The 17,465-nt window shown below is 72.2% G+C and carries 14 protein-coding genes; 7 read left to right on the top strand and 7 right to left on the bottom strand.

Annotated elements, in window-relative coordinates:
* The first annotated feature begins 438 nt into the window (after positions 1-438).
* From ACIRJT_RS09325 to ACIRJT_RS09310, 4 genes are read left to right on the top strand one after another with little or no spacing between them, the layout of a single operon-like run.
* Positions 439-3,474 carry a nitrate- and nitrite sensing domain-containing protein gene (locus tag ACIRJT_RS09325; RefSeq protein ID WP_403906624.1) on the top strand — a complete coding sequence of 1,012 codons (3,036 nt, stop codon included), beginning with the start codon at positions 439-441 and terminating at the stop codon, positions 3,472-3,474.
* On the top strand, positions 3,471-3,914 hold the full coding sequence (locus ACIRJT_RS09320) for a roadblock/LC7 domain-containing protein (RefSeq protein ID WP_403906622.1): 444 nt from the start codon (positions 3,471-3,473) through the stop codon (positions 3,912-3,914). The genes ACIRJT_RS09325 and ACIRJT_RS09320 overlap by 4 nt, the downstream gene beginning before the upstream one ends.
* An 11-nt stretch (positions 3,915-3,925) precedes the next feature.
* Positions 3,926-4,363, top strand: a complete 438-nt coding sequence (locus tag ACIRJT_RS09315) for a DUF742 domain-containing protein (protein WP_403906619.1) — start codon at positions 3,926-3,928, stop codon at positions 4,361-4,363.
* On the top strand, positions 4,344-4,952 hold the full coding sequence (locus ACIRJT_RS09310; RefSeq protein ID WP_403906616.1) for a GTP-binding protein: 609 nt from the start codon (positions 4,344-4,346) through the stop codon (positions 4,950-4,952). The genes ACIRJT_RS09315 and ACIRJT_RS09310 overlap by 20 nt, the downstream gene beginning before the upstream one ends.
* 150 nt (positions 4,953-5,102) lie before the next feature.
* Here the strand turns inward: ACIRJT_RS09310 and ACIRJT_RS09305 are convergent, their stop codons facing one another.
* The 4 genes from ACIRJT_RS09305 to ACIRJT_RS09290 all read right to left on the bottom strand — a co-directional run bounded on the left by ACIRJT_RS09305 (position 5,103) and on the right by ACIRJT_RS09290 (position 8,215).
* Complete coding sequence (locus ACIRJT_RS09305) at positions 5,103-6,305, bottom strand: lipid-transfer protein (protein WP_403906614.1); 1,203 nt, start codon at positions 6,303-6,305, stop codon at positions 5,103-5,105.
* Complete coding sequence (locus ACIRJT_RS09300; protein ID WP_403906611.1) at positions 6,302-6,769, bottom strand: Zn-ribbon domain-containing OB-fold protein; 468 nt, start codon at positions 6,767-6,769, stop codon at positions 6,302-6,304. The genes ACIRJT_RS09305 and ACIRJT_RS09300 overlap by 4 nt, the downstream gene beginning before the upstream one ends.
* A gap of 99 nt (positions 6,770-6,868) precedes the next feature.
* Positions 6,869-7,285 (bottom strand): Mpo1-like protein, encoded by a 417-nt coding sequence (locus ACIRJT_RS09295; protein WP_403906609.1) that lies wholly within the window; start codon positions 7,283-7,285, stop codon positions 6,869-6,871.
* 132 nt (positions 7,286-7,417) lie between these two features.
* Positions 7,418-8,215 (bottom strand): M15 family metallopeptidase, encoded by a 798-nt coding sequence (locus tag ACIRJT_RS09290; protein WP_403907491.1) that lies wholly within the window; start codon positions 8,213-8,215, stop codon positions 7,418-7,420.
* Between the two features lie 168 nt (positions 8,216-8,383).
* Here ACIRJT_RS09290 and ACIRJT_RS09285 point away from each other — a divergent pair, with 168 nt between their 5' ends.
* Positions 8,384-8,947, top strand: a complete 564-nt coding sequence (locus ACIRJT_RS09285; RefSeq protein ID WP_403906606.1) for an NUDIX domain-containing protein — start codon at positions 8,384-8,386, stop codon at positions 8,945-8,947.
* A gap of 147 nt (positions 8,948-9,094) precedes the next feature.
* On the opposite strand, the gene ACIRJT_RS09280 is transcribed toward ACIRJT_RS09285, so the two are convergent.
* Positions 9,095-11,458 carry a glycoside hydrolase family 31 protein gene (locus tag ACIRJT_RS09280; RefSeq protein ID WP_403906603.1) on the bottom strand — a complete coding sequence of 788 codons (2,364 nt, stop codon included), beginning with the start codon at positions 11,456-11,458 and terminating at the stop codon, positions 9,095-9,097.
* A gap of 219 nt (positions 11,459-11,677) precedes the next feature.
* On the opposite strand from ACIRJT_RS09280, the gene ACIRJT_RS09275 reads away from it, so the two are divergent.
* Positions 11,678-13,657: an acetoacetate--CoA ligase gene (locus ACIRJT_RS09275; RefSeq protein ID WP_403906601.1), complete on the top strand. Its 1,980-nt coding sequence runs from the start codon at positions 11,678-11,680 to the stop codon at positions 13,655-13,657.
* A gap of 75 nt (positions 13,658-13,732) precedes the next feature.
* Positions 13,733-14,662, top strand: coding sequence for a hypothetical protein (locus ACIRJT_RS09270; protein ID WP_403906599.1), 930 nt, complete (start codon positions 13,733-13,735; stop codon positions 14,660-14,662).
* 75 nt (positions 14,663-14,737) lie between these two features.
* On the opposite strand, the gene ptsP is transcribed toward ACIRJT_RS09270, so the two are convergent.
* Both ptsP and ACIRJT_RS09260 read right to left on the bottom strand, forming a co-directional pair.
* A complete protein-coding gene (ptsP, locus tag ACIRJT_RS09265) occupies positions 14,738-16,408 on the bottom strand; it encodes a phosphoenolpyruvate--protein phosphotransferase (protein ID WP_403906596.1) in 1,671 nt (556 codons plus the stop codon).
* 76 nt (positions 16,409-16,484) lie between these two features.
* Positions 16,485-16,934, bottom strand: coding sequence for a PTS glucose transporter subunit IIA (locus tag ACIRJT_RS09260; RefSeq protein ID WP_403906593.1), 450 nt, complete (start codon positions 16,932-16,934; stop codon positions 16,485-16,487).
* Positions 16,935-17,465 lie beyond the last annotated feature (531 nt).

The raw sequence follows: 17,465 nt of genomic DNA, 5'->3' as shown, positions 1-17,465 counted from the left end.
CGGAACACGTCCGTCCTGCCGCGCACGACCCCACCGTGCGTCTACCCCGTACATATGGACGAACCACTCGTCCCGAAGATTCCCCTGAAAAACGCTCGCAGGGCACAGAAGGGCACGGAGCGAATAATTCCAGCCAACTGATACGTGTCGGCGCCGACAGATCCAGCTGGTGTCCACTGTCGCTTTCGCGAATTTCATCTCCGGGAATACCGGGACAACTCATGATCAAGCCGAGGAGGGGCGGCTGAAAATCATCCGGACGTGTCTTCGAGTTGTCTCTGGGTCGGTAGTAGGCTCGCGCCGTTTATTGACGCAGGACGGACCTCGCCCGCGTCCGCCCGATGCGCGCCGGTGTACGCACGGTGCGCGGCGGGGCAGGGCCGAGGGACGACCGGGAGAAGACCACCCCCGCGGTGCGGGGTCGATCTGGGGGAGGCCATGCGCTTTCGCGGGAAGTCCATCCGCAGGAAGATCGTGGCGTTGCTGCTGGTGCCGCTCGTCTCCCTCACAGGCCTCTGGGTCTTCGCGACCTACATCACCGGCCGTCAGGCCGATGAGCTGTTGAGCGCCGGATCCATCGTGGAGAAGGTCGGCCACCCGCTGGAGGACGCCGTCCGCGCCGTCCAGGACGAGCGACGGCAGACGCTGGTCTTCCTCGCCGATCCCCGGGCCTCCGACGCGCTCCCCGTACTCATGGGCCAACGCGCCGCCACCGACCGCATCGTGGGCGAGGTCAGGGAGAACGCCCGGGAGCAGGGCGTCCGGGAGGCGCTGACCGACTCCGACGCCGGCCGCCTGGACGCGATCCTCAGCGCCCTCGACGGACTGGACGCCCTGCGCGAATCGGTCGAGAGGCGCACCATCAGCCGGGCGAAGGCGATGGACTTCTACAACGGCCTCGTCGACCCCTCGTACCGCTTCCTCAACGGACTCCACACCCTGGAGAACGTGTCGATGGACAAGCAGATGCGGGGCCTGGTCGGCATCTCCCGGGCCCGGGAGATGCTCTCCCGCGAGGACGCGCTGATCGCCTCGGGCCTCATCGCGGGCCGCTTCACCACCTCCGAACTGCGCCGGATATCCGGCCTCGTCGCCCAGCGCGAGCTGCTCTACGAGGTCAGCCTGGAGAACCTGCCGGCAGCCGAGCGCCGGCGCGTCGAGCAGTTCTGGGGCAGCCCCGACACCGAACCACTGCGCACCGCCGAGGACACTCTGATCGCCGCCGGCCCGACGAAGAGCCCCGGCGCCGTCGACGCCGAACGCTGGGAGAAGTCGGCCGTCCTCGTCCTCGACCGGCTGGCGGGCGACGCCACGGAGATGGGCAACCGTTTCCAGGACCGCTCCGAGCCGGCCGCGTACCGGGTCCTCGTCCAGGCCGGGATCGCCGGGATCCTCGGCTTCCTGGCCCTGATCGTCTCCGTCTTCGTCTCCGTACGCGTCGGCCGTGAGCTCGTCCGCGACCTCTCCCGGCTGCGCAAGGACGCCCACGAGGTCTCCGGCGTCCGGCTGCCGAGCGTCATGCGCAGGCTGGCCGCGGGCGAGCAGGTGGACGTCGAGACCGAGGCCCCGCACCTCAGTTACGAGCCCGACGAGATCGGCCAGGTCGGACAGGCGCTCAACACCCTCCAGCGGGCCGCCGTCGAGGCCGCGGTCAAGCAGGCGGACATGCGCCGCGGCGTCTCCGAGGTCTTCGTCAACCTCGCCCGCCGCAACCAGGTCCTCCTGCACCGTCAGCTCACGCTGCTGGACGCGATGGAGCGCCGCACCGAGAACGGCGACGAGCTGGCCGACCTGTTCCGCCTCGACCACCTCACCACCCGCATGCGGCGCCACGCCGAGGGTCTCGTGATCCTCTCCGGCGCCGCGCCCTCCCGTCAGTGGCGCAAGCCCATCCAGCTGATGGACGTCGTGCGGGCCGCGGTCGCCGAGGTCGAGGACTACGAACGCATCGAGGTCCGGCGCCTCGCCCGGATCGGGGTGGGCGGCCCCGCCGTGGCCGACCTCACCCATCTGATCGCCGAACTCCTGGAGAACGCCACCGTCTTCTCACCCCCGCACACCGCGGTCCAGGTGCACGGCGAACGCGTCTCCAACGGCTTCACGCTCGAAATCCACGACCGGGGCCTCGGTATGGCCCCCGAGATCCTCCTCGACGCCAACCTGCGGCTCGCCGAGACCCCCGACTTCGAGCTCTCCGACACCGACCGGCTGGGCCTGTTCGTCGTCAGCCGACTCGCCCAGCGGCAGAACGTCCGCGTCTCCCTGCAGAAATCACCGTACGGAGGCACCACCGCGGTCGTGTTCATCCCCGCGGCGCTGCTCACCGACGCCCCCGACACCCACGGCACCGGATTCCGCCTCGATCGCCGGGCCGAGCGGGCGATCGGCAGCGGCCACGGCCCGGAGGCGGCGCAGGGCGCGCAGAGCACGGTCACGGGCGGGGAGCGCCGCGTCAACGGCAGGTCTACGGCCCTGTCTCCGGTGCCCACCGGGCTCACCGCACCGGGCGTCCTGGACGGGCCGGTCGAGCTGGAGGCCCCGGTCGGCCCGCTGGACTTCACCGGCGACCGGCTGGACCGTTCGCCCGCTCCGGATCCCGAACTGGACCCGGCCCTGGACCCGGCCCTGGGCCCGGTCCTGGACGGCGTGTCCGACCTGGAGGACACCGAGAGCGAGCGCGGCGGCATCTTCCGCGCCCGGGACCTGCGCCGCGAGGACGACCGGGGCTCACGTCGCGACGAGCCCGGCGGCATGCGCCGGGCGGCCGACCGGGACCAGCACCAGCAGGCCCGCGACCACGGCGACGAGCCCACGGCGCAGGTGCGCCCGATGCGCCCCGCCGGACCCGTCCCGCTGCCGCGCCGCACCCCGACGCTGGTCTCCGACCGGGGCCGCCGGGTCGACACCCCGGGCGACGGCCCGGTCGAGACCTCCGCGAAGTCCACCGGTCCGGTCCCGCACACCGCCGACAGGCCACCCGGGACGGCAGACAGGACCGGGGCTTCCGACACGCCCTGGACCGTACGAGCGGCCGCACACCGCGCCACAGAGACATCCCGCGTCACGGAAGCACCACGGGCCACTGAGCCGTCCCCGGCCCCCGGGACACGGCACGACGGGACCCCGGTGCCGCCCGCCCCACCGGAGCCCGACACCGTGGGCGGACTGCCCCGGCGGGTCCGGCAGGCCAGCCTCGCCCGTCAGCTCCGTGAGGACTCCGCGGACCGGACTCCTCAGCGGGCGCCCGTGGACACGTTCGACGACGGCGACCGCGACGCGGACGAGGTACGCGACCGCATGGCCTCGCTCCAGCGGGGCTGGCAGCGCGGCCGTCGGCAGAACGCCGCCGAGTCCACCGAGAACACGGCGGACACCGAAACCACCGCGCACGCCGAAGCCACCGAGGACACCGAGCCCACCGGCGGCCCCGGTGGCACAGCACCAGGAACCACTCCGGGAGGGGACGGTCGATGACCGCACCGAACGCCGCAGCACACAACCCCGCACGCCACGGCTCGGGCGAACTGAACTGGCTGCTCGACGAACTCGTCCAGCGCGTCGCCAGCATCCGCAAGGCGCTGGTGCTCTCCAGCGACGGACTCGCCACCGGCGCCTCGGCGGACCTGACCCGTGAGGACAGCGAGCACCTCGCAGCCGTGGCCTCCGGGTTCCACAGCCTCGCCAAGGGAGTGGGCCACCACTTCGACGCGGGCCGGGTGCGCCAGACCGTCGTCGAACTGGACGAGGCCTTCCTCTTCGTCACGGCCGCCGGCGACGGGAGCTGTCTCGCCGTCCTGGCGGACGCCGACTCCGACGTGGGCCAGGTCGCGTACGAGATGACACTCATGGTCAAGCGCGTGGGGGTCCATCTCGCCAACGCCCCACGGACGACCGGTCTGTCCGCCGGAGGGTGAGGGTGGCGGGCATGAGCGCCGACTCCCCCCGGGGCACCGGCCCCGGATCCACGGACGGGTCCCTCGATCCCCAGGTCTCGCGGTGGTACGACGCGGAGGCGGGACCGGTGGTCCGCCCGTACGCGATGACCCGCGGGCGCACCAGCAGCGCCTCCCGTCACCGCCTCGACCTGATCGCGCTCGTCGTCCCGGAACCGGCCGCCGACGATCCCGGCCGGGACCAGACGCTCGCCCCCGAACATGTGGCGATCGTCGAACTCTGCAGCGACATGCCCCAGTCGATCGCCGAGCTCGCCGCCGAACTCGACCTTCCCGTAGGGGTGGTACGGGTCCTGGTCGGCGATCTCGTCGAGGACGAGCTGGTGCATGTCACCCGTCCCGTTCCACCGGCCGAGCTGCCGGACGTGAACATTCTTCGCGAGGTTATCAATGGCCTTCGGGCGCTCTAGGCGCGAGAAGCAGCGGCACGTCGAGCCCGTCACTCTGAAGATCCTGGTGGCGGGAGGTTTCGGCGTCGGCAAGACGACCGCGGTCGGCTCGGTCAGCGAGATCAGGCCGCTGCGCACGGAGGAACGCCTCAGCGAGGCGGGCCGCCCGGTGGACGATCTGGCGGGGGTCGAGTCCAAGACCACCACCACGGTCGCGATGGACTTCGGCCGGATCACGCTGCGGGAGGACCTGGTCCTCTACCTGTTCGGCACGCCGGGCCAGGACCGCTTCTGGTTCCTGTGGGACGAACTGGCCCAGGGCTCCCTGGGCGCGGTCGTCCTCGCCGACACCCGGCGTCTCGAGGACTGCTTCGCCGCGGTCGACTACTTCGAGCGCAGGAGTATCCCGTTCACGGTCGCGGTCAACACCTTCGAGGGCGCCGAGAGGTTTCCGGCAAAGACCGTGCAGGCCGCCCTCGACCTCGACCCCGAGGTCCCCGTGCTCGTCTGCGACGCGCGGGACCGGTCCTCCGTGCGTGACGTCCTGGTCGCGGTCGTGGAGCACGCCCTGGAGCGCGCGGCACGGGCCCGTGAACCCGTCGCCACCTGAGTCGAGCAGTCCCGGGTACGCGTACGGCCCGTACCCCCGCCGACAGGGGTACGGGCCGCACGTCGTCCGGCGGACCGGGCCCCGAGTGTTCTGCGGCGGTGACGCCCAGTCAAGTAAAGGGCAGGGAAAACCTGGCGGGGGCGGCCGGGCTCAGCGGACCGCCACCACCGCCGAGCCGTGCCCGAACAGCCCCTGGTTCGCCGTGATGCCGACCCGTGCGCCCGGTATCTGTCGCTCCCCGGCTTGTCCGCGCAACTGCCGGGTGAGCTCGCAGACCTGTGCGATGGCCTGCGCGGGGACCGCCTCGCCGAACGAGGCCAGACCACCGCTCGCGTTCACCGGGACCCGGCCGCCCAGCGCGGTCGCCCCCGTCCTGAGCAGCTTCGCTCCCTCGCCGGGACCGCACAGCCCGATGTCCTCGTACCACTCCAGCTCCAGGGCCGTGGACAGGTCGTAGACCTCGGCCAGCGAGAGATCCTCCGGCCCGATCCCCGCCTCCTCGTACGCGGTCCGCGCGATCGAGGCGCGGAAGCTCTCGGGGGAGGGGTCCACCGCCACCGCCGAGTCCGTGCCGATGTCCGGCAGGTCCAGGACGGTCCTCGGATAGGTCGGCGACACGGTGGAGACGGCCCGGATCCGCACCGGATCACGCACCCCGCGACGCCGCGCGAACTCCGTGCTGGACAGCACCAGGGCGGCGGCTCCGTCGGACGTGGCGCAGATGTCCAGCAGCCGCAGCGGATCGGCGACCAGCGCGGAGGCGGCGACCTCCTCGGCCGTGACGGGCACCCGGTAGCGGGCGTACTCGTTCAGCGTCCCCGCCGCCGCGTTCTTCACCTTGACCAGCGCGAAGTCCTCCGAGGTGTCCCCGTACAGCGCCATGCGGCGGCGGGCGTACAGCCCGAAGTACGCCGGATTCGTCGCCCCGAGCACCCGGAAGCGCAGCCAGTCCGGGTCGTCCGGCCGCTCCCCGCCCGCCGGGGCGAAGAACCCCTTGGGCGCCGCGTCGGCCCCCACCACCAGCACCACGTCCGCCAGACCCGCCAGGATCTGCGCCCGCGCCGTGTCGATCGCCTGCGCCCCGGAAGCGCAGGCCGCGTACACGGACGCCACCCGCGCCCCCTGCCACCCGAGCGCCCGGGCGAACGTCGCGCCCGCCACGTACCCCGGATAGCCCCCGCGCACCGTCTGCGCGCCGACCACCGACCTGACCTCGGGCCAGCCGATGCCCGCGTCAGCCAGGGCGGCCTGTGCGGCGATCCGCCCGTACGTGACGAAACCGCGCCCCCACTTGCCCCACGGGTGCATCCCGGCCCCGAGGACGGCCACGTCGCCGGCCCTTCCGCCGGTCATGACTTGGCCCCCGTCGCCGCGACGGGACGCCAGTGCCAGGTCGTGTGCACGACTCCCGTCGCCCGGTCCTCGGTCAGGACACCCGGTACGACCTCCACCACCGAGCCGACGGGGAGATCGGCCACGCCCACCCCGGGGGCGGCCTGCCCCAGGACCACCATGCGCTCGGCGGCCAGCTCGACGGCGACCAGCGTGTACGGGGTCCAGGGCGTATCGGGGTCGCTGACGTACGGGGGAGGGGGCCGGTAGCGCCCGTCGGTGCAGGACCACACCGTGCCCCGCTTCGACAGCGGAGCCTCCTCCAGCTCGCCGCCGGGGCAGCCCGGGTTGCGGCAGTGGCCGTCCTCCCGGGGGAAGTGCACCGACCGGCAGCCGGAGCACCGGGTGCCCAGCAGCCGGAAATCCTCCTCCGCGGCGTCCTCGGTGAACCACCCGGCCACCACGGGTATGCGCGTGCGCGACAAAGCCCCTCCCGGCACTGGATCTGACGGAACGTCAGAAGTGTGCCACGGGCGCCCTCGTCCGGCGAGGGGTCCGGCCCGTCACCCCGGTCGGGCCGGACCTCAGCCGCGCCCGTCCCCGCCCTGCCCGTACTCACCCCCGTCGGCGCTCCCGCCCTCGCCGTGCCCGCCCTCGCCGTGCTCCGCCAGCCACTTCGCCGCGGTCTCCGCCAGCTCCGCGTCCCGGCCCGCGAGCATCGTCCGGATCATCCGCGCGTCCCCGCGCAGCGACCACACCGGATGTCCGAACGTGGCCGGGTTGTTCCTCTCGATCAGGAAGTGCGCGGGCCACGCCGTGCCGTACCCGATCAGCGGCAGGGCCACCAGATAGCGTTTCCGGCCCCGCGCGAGCCCGTACGCGGAGATCGCCAGCCCGGTCAGGGTGCCGGTGAGATGGACCCAGCGGGTGGCGGCACGGGAGTGCATCGCGACGTAGTACGGCCAGAATTCCTCGTACGTATCGAACGTCTGCTGTGACATACGGGCACCGTAGCCGCCCGATCGGCAACCGAACACGCCCCTTTCGCGTCCGAGATGAAGAACGGGCGGCCGGAGCCCACGGGGGTGGTCCCGGTCGCCCGTTCCCCGCCTCGCGGGGCGGACCGTTTTCGGTCAGTGCCCGGCGACCGGCCGGCGGTGCACCGGGAAGTCGAAGTAGGTGTCCGGGAACGGCTCGGGTTTGAACGTGAAGTGCCACCACTCCTCCGGCAGGTTCACGAACCCCACCTCGGTCAAGGTCCGCTTCAGGAACTGCCGGTTGACGCGCTGAAGCCCCTGGATCCGGGCATCGTCCGTGTGCGACAGGGTGTCGAAGCAGTCATAACCCGTGCCCATGTCCACCGAGTTGTCGGGGAACCGTTCGCCCTTCGGCGCGAAGCAGGGGGCCAAGCGCTCGCCCGGACGGTACGGCCTGGTCGGCGGGGCGGGGAGCCGGACCAGGGTCAGATCCACCGTACTGCCCCGGCTGTGCCCGGACTTCTCCGCGATGTAGCCGTCCTCGAACAGCCGGCCCTTGTCGACCCGCGGATAGAACTCCCCCTTCATGGACTGGTCGTCGAGGTCCTTCGCCCACCGCACGAAGTGGTCCACGGCCCGCTGCGGCCGGTAGCAGTCGTACACCTTCAGCGAGTACCCATGGCGCGACAGCCGCTTCTGCGCCAGGTGCAGGGCACGGGCGGCGGGCCGGGTCAGGATGCAGACCGGCTGCCGGTATCCGTCCACCCGCTCGCCGAGGAAGGTGTGCGCCGTGGTGTAGCGCATCTCCTGGATGATCGTCGGGTCCACCGAGCGCAGTGCCACGAACTCCTCGGGAGCTTTCGGTTCGGGGCGCGCCTGTGCCGCGGGGGAGAGCGCGGTGACGGCGAGGAGGGCGGCGGCCGTGGCGGCCAGAGAGCGCAGAGCGGTACGCATTCCTGTCATGGGCACATCGTCTATCAGCTCCGCGGCCTCCGGGAAAGGACGCGACGTCGCGCCCCCCGGAGAGCAGGGGGCCGGAAGCAGGGGGGCCGGAAAACGGCGAGGCAGCCGGAAAGCGGGGAGAGCCGGAAAGCGGGGAGGCCGGTTCGGTACAGTCCGCCCGTGTCCGAACCCGGCAACAGCCCATCCCCGAACGCCCCGCAGCCGTCCCGGTACGTACGCGACTCCCACTGCGGCACCTGCGGAGCCCCGTACACCGCGCTAGTGTCCGCCGACGCCTGGCCCCGCAGGTGCGCGCACTGCGGAACCACCGCCTACCGCAACCCGCTCCCCGTCGCGGTGGCCCTCCTCCCCGTCACCGGCCCGCGCTCCACCGGACTCGTCGTCATCACCCGCACCATCGAGCCGCAGAAGGGCGGTACGGCCCTGCCCGGCGGGTTCATCGACCACGGCGAGGACTGGCGTGCGGCGGTCGCCCGGGAACTGCGCGAGGAGACCGGCATCGAGGCCGCCGCGGAGGACGTCCGCCTCGCCGACACCCTCAGCGACCCCGCCGGCCACCTCCTGGTCTTCGGCCTCCTCCCGGCACGCTCCCTCGCGAGCCTCCCGCCCTCGGCACCCACCGACGAGACGTCCGGCTACGACGTCCTGTACGGCCCGCGCCCTCTGGCCTTCCCGCTGCACACGGAAGCGGCCGACGCCTGGTTCGCCGGCCGCCGCGGCTGAGGCCACCACAGCCGGGGGACCACCGTCGTGGGACCGTGGCTGAGGCCACCGCCCCCGGGGCCGCCACGGCTGAGGCCACCGGGCCCCCGCGCACCGACACGCACGTGCCGGACACGCCCACACCGCCCCCGTGCCGACGCCCGCCCCCTAACCCCGCCCCCGCGCCCCCCGCACCCGTACCGGACAGTCGACCCCGTCCTCCGCGCCGTCCCGCTCCACCACCACGCGGTCGCCCTCCCACCGCGTCACATACCGCTCGACCTCCGCCTCCGCCCACCCGTCGCCCGCGTCCGGCACCACCAGCCCGCCGCCGGTACGCCCCGGCGCGGGCGCCCACACCTCCAGCTCCGCGCCGCCGTCCGCACCCCGCACCGGAATCACCGTGCCCGCCCTCGCCAGCACCGGCACCCGCGACAGCGGAGCGTCGACCAGGACCTGGCCCGGCCCCTCGTACGCCCGCCCGGTCGCCGTGTCGTACCACCGCCCCCGGGGCAGCCGCACCGCCCGCCGCCGCGCCCCGGCCTCCAGCACCGGAGCCACCAGCAGCGCGTCGCCCAGCAGGAACGCGTCCTCGCACTCCCGCAAAGCCCGGTCGCCCGTCGCGCCCCACCACATCGGCCGCACATAGGGCGCCCCGGTCATCCGCGCCACCTGCGCCAGCGTCACGAAGTACGGGCGGAGCCGCTCCCGCTCCACCAGCGCCGCCCGCGCGTGCTCCAGCACCTCGGGACCGAACTCCCACGGCTCCCGCAGCCCCGCGTCGATCGCCGCACGGGTCCGGAACAACGGCAGGTACGCCCCCAGCTGGAACCACCGCAGATACAGCTCCGGCGACGGGAACCCGTCGAACCCGCCCACATCCGGACCCGAATACGGCACCCCGCACAAACCGAGCCCCACCACCAGCGACAACGACGCCCGCAGCCCCGGCCACGCCGTCGACACATCGCCGGACCAGGTGCCCCCGTACCTCTGCATCCCCGCCCAGCCCGACCGCGAGAAGAGGAACGGCCGCTCCTCCGGACGGAACCGGAGCAGCCCCTCATAACCCGCCCGCGCCATCGCCAGCGCGTACACGTTGTGCGCCTCCCGATGATCACCACCGAAGCCCTCCAGCACATGCCGGGCCGAACGCGGCAGCGACGGATCCCCGAACGCCGCGAACGACACCGGCTCGTTCATGTCGTGCCAGACCCCCGAGAAGCCCTGCGCGAGCCGTTCCTCGTACAGAGATCCCCACCAATCCCGCACAAGCGGATCAGTGAAGTCCGGATAGACCGAGGCTCCCGGCCACACCTCACCGACCACCACCCGCCCCCGCGCGTCCCGGACGTACGCCCCCCGCTCCCCGACCGCCGCCCCCGCGTCGAACACCGCCTCGCCCGGCTCCGCCTTCACCGCCGGATCCACGATCGACACCAGCCGCACCCCGTCCTCGCGCAGCTCCTTCGCCAGCGCGGGCAGCTCGGGGAACCGCTCACGGTCCACCGTGAACACCCGGTGCGCGTCGTAGTGGTCGATGTCCAGATGCAGCACCGACAGCGGCAACCCCCGCTCCCGGTAACCGTCGACGACCCGCCGCACCTCACGCTCGCTGCCGAAGCCCCACCGGGCGTGCTGCGGCCCCAGCGCCCAGGACGGCGGCAGCGCCGGCGCACCCGTCAGCGCCGTCCAGCCCTGGAGCACCCGGGCCGGCGTCCCCGCCACCACCCAGCAGCGCAGCGGCCCGCCCTCCATCCGCACCTCGCAGGCGCCCGGCCGGTCATGCCCCGAACCGGCGCCCTCCTCGCCCTCCCGCAGCACCACCCGCCCCGCCCAGCTGTTGTCGTGGAACATCAGATGCGTCCCCGCGTCCGACACCACCACCTGCACCGGCATCGTCAGATACAGCGGGTCGTCCCCCGGACCGAAACGCCCGCCGGGATCGGTGTTCCACAGCCCGTACACCCCGTCCCGCAACCGGGGTCCCGCCGCCCGCCCGCCCAGACCGAAGAACCGCGCGTCGGAAGGCACCTCGGACCGCTGCACCCACCGCACCGGCCCCCCGCCCACCGGCTCCCACCAGCGCGGCGGCAGCTCACGCCGCAGCAGCAACCCGCCCGGCGTCCGCAGCTCCACCGCCCCGGTCCGCGACACCACCACCGTCAGCCGCTCCGACACCACCTGCCAGCCGCCGTCCTTGTCCGGCTCCAGCACCGCCCGCGGATCCGGCGCGGGCGCCTCGCCCGCCACCGCGTACGACGGCAGCGGCCGAGCCCCGTCCCACGCCCAGAACACCGCACCGCCCACCGACACACGGATACGCAGCTCCGAACGGGCGAACCGCACCACACCCCCGCCAGGAGCCGGCTCCGCACCCGTCAGCGCACCGGGCACCCGGGCCCGCTCCACCCCACGCGCCGGCAGCGCCGCAGCGTCCGCGGACCGCCGCCGCCACGCCGAACGCACCGTCCGCAGCCCTCGCACCGAACCGACCCATCTCACCCGACGCACCAGGTCACGACCGTCCATGGCGCACACCCTGCCACCCGCCCGACCCGCAGAACCTCCCGTTCAACTGCCGTTCACCCATGCCGGCCGGGGAGGGGCGGAACTCCTGACGGAGGGGCCACCCTGGTGCCGAAGACGATCACATGGCATCGTCCGTGTCAGCCGCTCACGCGCACATCCCGGCCCGTGCGGCACCGACACGCCCACCCCGCGTACCCGTACAGCCAGGGAGCAGCCCTCATGACCGCAGCCACGCCCGACGCCCCGCTCTGGCAGCCCGGCCCCGACCGCATCGAGGCCGCGGCCGTCACCCGCTTCCAGAACTGGGCCGCGACCCGGTACGGCGCCCCGGCCGAGGGCGGATACGCGGCCCTGCACCGCTGGTCCGTCGACGAGCTCGACACCTTCTGGCGCGCCGTCGCCGAATGGTTCGACATCCGCTTCTCCACCCCGTACGAGAGCGTCATCGGCGACCGCGCGATGCCCGGCGCCACCTGGTTCCCCGGCGCGACCCTCAACTACGCCGAACACGCCCTGCGCACCGCCGAGGACCCGGCCCGCGCCGACACCCCCGCCCTGCTGTACGTCGACGAGACCCACACCCAGTCTCCCGTCAGCTGGGCGGACCTCCGCCGCCAGGTCGGCGCGCTCGCCGCCGAACTCCGCGCGCTGGGCGTCACCCCCGGCGACCGCGTCAGCGGCTACCTCCCCAACATTCCGCAGGCCGTCGTCGCCTTCCTCGCCACCGCCGCCGTCGGGGGCATCTGGACCTCCTGCGCCCCCGACTTCGGCGCCCGCAGCGTCCTCGACCGGTTCCAGCAGATCGAACCCGTCGTCCTGTTCACCGTCGACGGCTACCGCTACGGCGGCAAGGAACACGACCGCACCGAGACCGTCGCCGAACTCCGCCGCGAACTGCCCACCCTGCGCGCCGTCGTCCACATCCCGCTGCTCGGCACCGACGCCCCCGAAGGCGCGCTCGCCTGGGCCGCCCTCACCTCCGCCGACACCGAGCCGGTCTTCGAACAGGTCCCCTTCGAGCACCCGCTCTGGGTCCTCTACTCCTCCGGCACCACCGGCCTGCCCAAGGCCATCGTCCAGTCCCAGGGCGGCATCCTGCTCGAACACTTCAAGCAGATCGGCCTGCACTGCGACCTCGGACCCGAGGACCGCTTCTTCTGGTACACCTCCACCGGCTGGATGATGTGGAACTTCCTCGTCTCCGGCCTCCTCACCGGCACCACCGTCGTCCTGTACGACGGCAGTCCCGGCTATCCGGACGTCCAAGCCCAGTGGCGGGTCGCCGAACAGACCGGCGCGACGCTCTACGGCACCTCCGCCGCGTACGTCATGGCCTGCCGCAAGGCCGACATCCACCCCGGCCGCGACCTCGACCTCTCCCGCGTCCAGTGCGTCGCCACCACGGGCTCCCCGCTCCCGCCCGACGGCTTCCGCTGGCTCCACGACGAGGTGGCCGAAGACCTCTGGATCGCCTCCGTCAGCGGCGGCACCGACGTCTGCAGCTGCTTCGCCGGAGCCGTCCCCACCCTCCCCGTCCACATCGGCGAACTCCAGGCCCCCTGCCTCGGCACCGACCTCCAGTCCTGGGACCCGTCCGGCAAACCCCTCATCGGCGAGGTCGGCGAACTCGTCGTCACCAACCCGCTCCCGTCCATGCCGATCCGCTTCTGGAACGACCCCGACGGCAGCCGCTACCACGACAGCTACTTCGACATGTATCCCGGCGTCTGGCGGCACGGGGACTGGATCACCCTCACCGACCACGGCTCGGTGATCATCCACGGCCGCTCCGACTCCACCCTGAACCGCCAGGGCGTCCGCATGGGCTCCGCCGACATCTACGAGGCCGTCGAACGGCTCCCCGAGATCCGCGAATCCCTCGTCATCGGCCTCGAAGAACCCGACGGCGGCTACTGGATGCCGCTCTTCGTCCACCTCGCCGACGGCGCGACCCTCGACGACGACCTGCGCGCCGCGATCAAGCGAACCATCCGCGAGAACCTCTCCCCGCGCCACGTACCCGACGAGGTCATCGAGGTCCCCGCCATCCCGCACACCCTCACCGGCAAGCGCATCGAGGTTCCGGTCAAGCGCCTGCTTCAGGGAACCGAGCTGGCCAAGGCGGTCAACCCGGGCTCCGTCGACAACCTCGACCTCCTCCACTTCTACGCCGACCTGGCCGCGAACCGACACCGCTAGGCCACTGGGCAGCCCGGTTGTCAGTCCCCATGATTACGCTGAGTGAGCAAGGATTCACCGCGCACAGGGGGACACATGGCGCAGACCGGCCACACCGAGAACAGCACCACCCACCACACGGAGCACGGCACCGGCACCACCATGCGACGCGCGTTGCGCCGCGAAGCGCCCAGCACGATCGGCCTCCTCGCCGACGCACAGGACTTCGCGGCCATGCGGCGCTACCGCACCTTCGCCTTCGACGACCACACCGTCTACCTCCAGCAGGTCGAGGGCCTGCTCAAAGCGTTCGCGGCCCAAGGCGTGCACACCACCGTCGCCCTCTTCGACCCGGAGGACTACGCGGAGTTCTGCGCCGAATCGGGCCTCGACGCCGACACCGGCGCCAGCCGCAGCCGCTTCACCGCGGAGATCGCCGCCGCCGGAGCCACGGTCGCCTACACCGGCCAACGCCTGAGCGACCTCATCCCCGTCCTCGTCTCCCGCGCGGTCCGCCGGGCCACCTGGGAGTACGCCACCCTTCTCCTCACCGACCTCGGCACCTGCGCCGACTGCGGCCAGGACATCGGACGCGCCGCCTTCGACCGCGCCTCCCACCTCCTCACGCGCCTGCTGGAAACGGCGGGACCAGGCGCCCACCACCTGGTGTGCAGCACCCCGACGGAGGACGACCAGCTCCTGGCCGTGCTCCACACCCACCGCGACACCACGGGACCGGCCCGCCTCGACAGCACGGAGGGAGCGGAGTTCGCCACCGTCCTCGCGGTGGCCATCGCCCTGGAATCGCGCGGGGGAGTCGTCCTGCGCACCAGCGCACCCGACAGCCCGGACCGCGTCCACGGCTGGCGCCTGGCTTACGGAGCCCTCGCCCCGCTCACCGCGGGCGAGGTCTTCAACGCCTACTGCACCGACGCCGACACCGGAGAACCCGTCTCCCCGGAATCCGGCGTGGAGTACTGCGCGGGATTCGACATCGGAGCGGATCCGGCGGAGCCCCACCACTGACACCCCACAACCACACAGCAGGAGGGGCTTCCCGCCACCCGGCGGAAAGCCCCTCCTGGACCCACTGGATCCCGACTACTCGCCGGACAGCACAGCCGACGCGGCGCTGCGCGCCTCGTCGGCCGAGTCCGCCGCACGAGCGGCGTTCGCCGCCCGCTCGCACTGCGCCAGCGTGTACTTGGCCAGCGTGGCCCGTACATAGGGAATGGACGCGGCGCCCATCGACAGGGAGGTGACCCCCAGACCCGTCAGCACACAGGCCAGCAGCGGATCCGCCGCCGCCTCACCGCAGACACCACAGCTCTTGCCCTCGGCACGAGCCGCGTCGGCGGACAGCGCCACCAGATCCAGCAGCGCCGGCTGCCACGGGTCCTGGAGCCGCGACACCGCGCCCACCTGACGGTCGGCCGCGAAGGTGTACTGCGCCAGGTCGTTGGTGCCCAGCGACAGGAACTCCACCTCCTGGAGGATCGACCGCGCCCGCAGAGCGGCGGACGGAATCTCCACCATCGCGCCGAACTTCGCCCGCAGCCCGGCCTCGCGGCACGCGTCCGCGAACGCCTTGGCGTCGATACGGTCGGCCACCATGGGGGCCATGACCTCCAGGTACACCGGCAGACCCTCGGCGGCCTTCGCCAGCGCGGTCAGCTGGGTACGCAGCACCTCGGGGTGGTCCAGCAGGCTCCGCAGCCCACGGACGCCGAGCGCCGGGTTCGGCTCGTCGGCCGGCGTCAGGAAGTCCAGCGGCTTGTCGGCTCCGGCATCCAGCACGCGCACGACGACACGCCCCTCGGGGAACGCCTCCAGCACCGCGCGGTAGGCCGCGATCTGCTTCTCCTCGGAAGGAGCCTGCTTGCTGTCGTCCAGGAACAGGAACTCGGTCCTGAACAGCCCGACGCCCTCCGCCCCCGCCTCGACCGCCGCGGGCACATCGCCCGGACCGCCGACATTGGCGAGCAGCGGCACCTTGTGCCCGTCCGACGTGGCGCCGGGACCGGTCGAGGCGGACAGCGCCGCCCTACGAGCGGCGGCGGCGCCCTCCAGCTCGGCGCGCTTCTCCTCGCTCGGGTCGACGAAGATCTCGCCCGTGCTGCCGTCCACCGCGACCACCGTGCCCTCGGCCAGCTCACCGGCGCCGGGCAGCGCCACCACGGCGGGAACGCCGAGCGCCCGCGCCAGGATCGCGCTGTGGCTGGTCGGCCCGCCCTCCTCGGTGACGAAGCCGAGCACCAGCGTCGGGTCGAGGAGCGCGGTGTCGGCCGGCGCGAGGTCGCGCGCGATCAGCACATACGGCTCGTCGCTGTCCGGCACGCCGGGCATCGGCACACCGAGCAGCCGCGCCACGATCCGGTTCCGTACGTCGTCGAGGTCCGCGACCCGCCCCGCCAGGTACTCCCCGGCATTGGCGAGCAGCGCCCGGTACGCGGCGAACGCGTCGTACACCGCACGCTCGGCGGTGCTGCCCACGGCGATGCGCCGATCGACGTCGGACATCAGCTCGGGGTCCTGCGCCATCATGGCCTGCGCCTCGAGCACGTGTTGTGCCTCGCCGCCGGCCAGATTGCCGCGCGCGATCAGATCGGCGGCGACCGCTTCCACCGCCTGCCTGGCACGCCCCTGTTCGCGACCGGCCTCCTCGGCGGGAATCGCTTTGGCGGGCGGCTCCAGCACCGCCGTACCCATGTGCCGAACCTCGCCGATGGCCACACCGTGGCTCACGCCGACGCCTCGCAGCGTTGTCTCCATTTCACCCGTCTCCGGTTGTGCGGCGACCGAGTCACCGCGGTGGTTGTGCAACTGGCTTGTCACTGCGCCCGAGGCGTCACTGCCAGCCGAACAGCGGGTCGCCGACCTTCACGTCCCCGTCCTCACGGACATCGGAGAGCGACTCGGCGGTGGCCTCCAGGGCCACGATCGGACAGATGGGTGATTTGCCCGCGGCCTCGACGGCGACCGGGTCCCAGCGCACGATGCTCTGGCCCCGGCTCACCGTGTCCCCCTTGTTCACGAGGAGCTCGAAGCCCTCGCCGTTGAGCTGGACGGTGTCGATGCCGAGGTGTGTCAGGACCCCGTGGCCCTCCGCGTCGACGACGACGAACGCGTGGGGGTGCAGGGAGACGACGATGCCGTCGACCGGGGACACGGCCTCGGAGGGCTCACGTACGGGGTCGATGGCGGTGCCGGGACCGACCATCGCGCCCGAGAAGACCGGGTCGGGAACCGCGGCGAGTCCGATGGCGCGTCCGGCAAGAGGGGACGTCACGTTGGTCATGGGGAGCCTCCCAGGGGGTGGAGATTCAGGTGTCGCCGCCGCGACTGATGGGGGACGGCGTACTGCTCAGCAGAGTAAGTCATATGAAGTCCCGGTTCCGCCCGAGACCTACCGCTTGGCGGACCTAGGGGTGCACCAGAAACGATTTGCCTCGACTCCCGGAGGCCTGTACTGTCGTACTCCTGCCTGACCCCAACGCGACTTTGAGTCGGGGGTCGGCGGCGACCTCCAAGCCCAGATCCTAACCTTGAACCTTTCTTCGGCATGCCCGCAGGGCGTGGTCAAGGAGACGGAAAAGGCCTGATAGAGTCGGACTCGCCGAAAGGGAAAACGCGAAAGCGAATTATCTGAAAGCGAAAAGCGGGACCCGCTTCGACCGGGAATCGGACACGAAAGAGTCTGATAGAGTCGGAAACGCAGGACAGTAAGACAAAGTAGTAAACGAAGGGAAGCGCCCGGAGGGCCCCGGTGATACGGGACCGAAGGAAGCGTCCGTTCCTTGAGAACTCAACAGCGTGCCAAAAGTCAACG

Source organism: Streptomyces sp. NPDC102283, from assembly GCF_044766265.1.
Classification (GTDB): Bacteria; Actinomycetota; Actinomycetes; order Streptomycetales; family Streptomycetaceae; genus Streptomyces.
The sequence above is the reverse complement of the archived record's forward strand: the minus strand, read 5'-3'. Positions and strand labels throughout refer to the sequence as shown.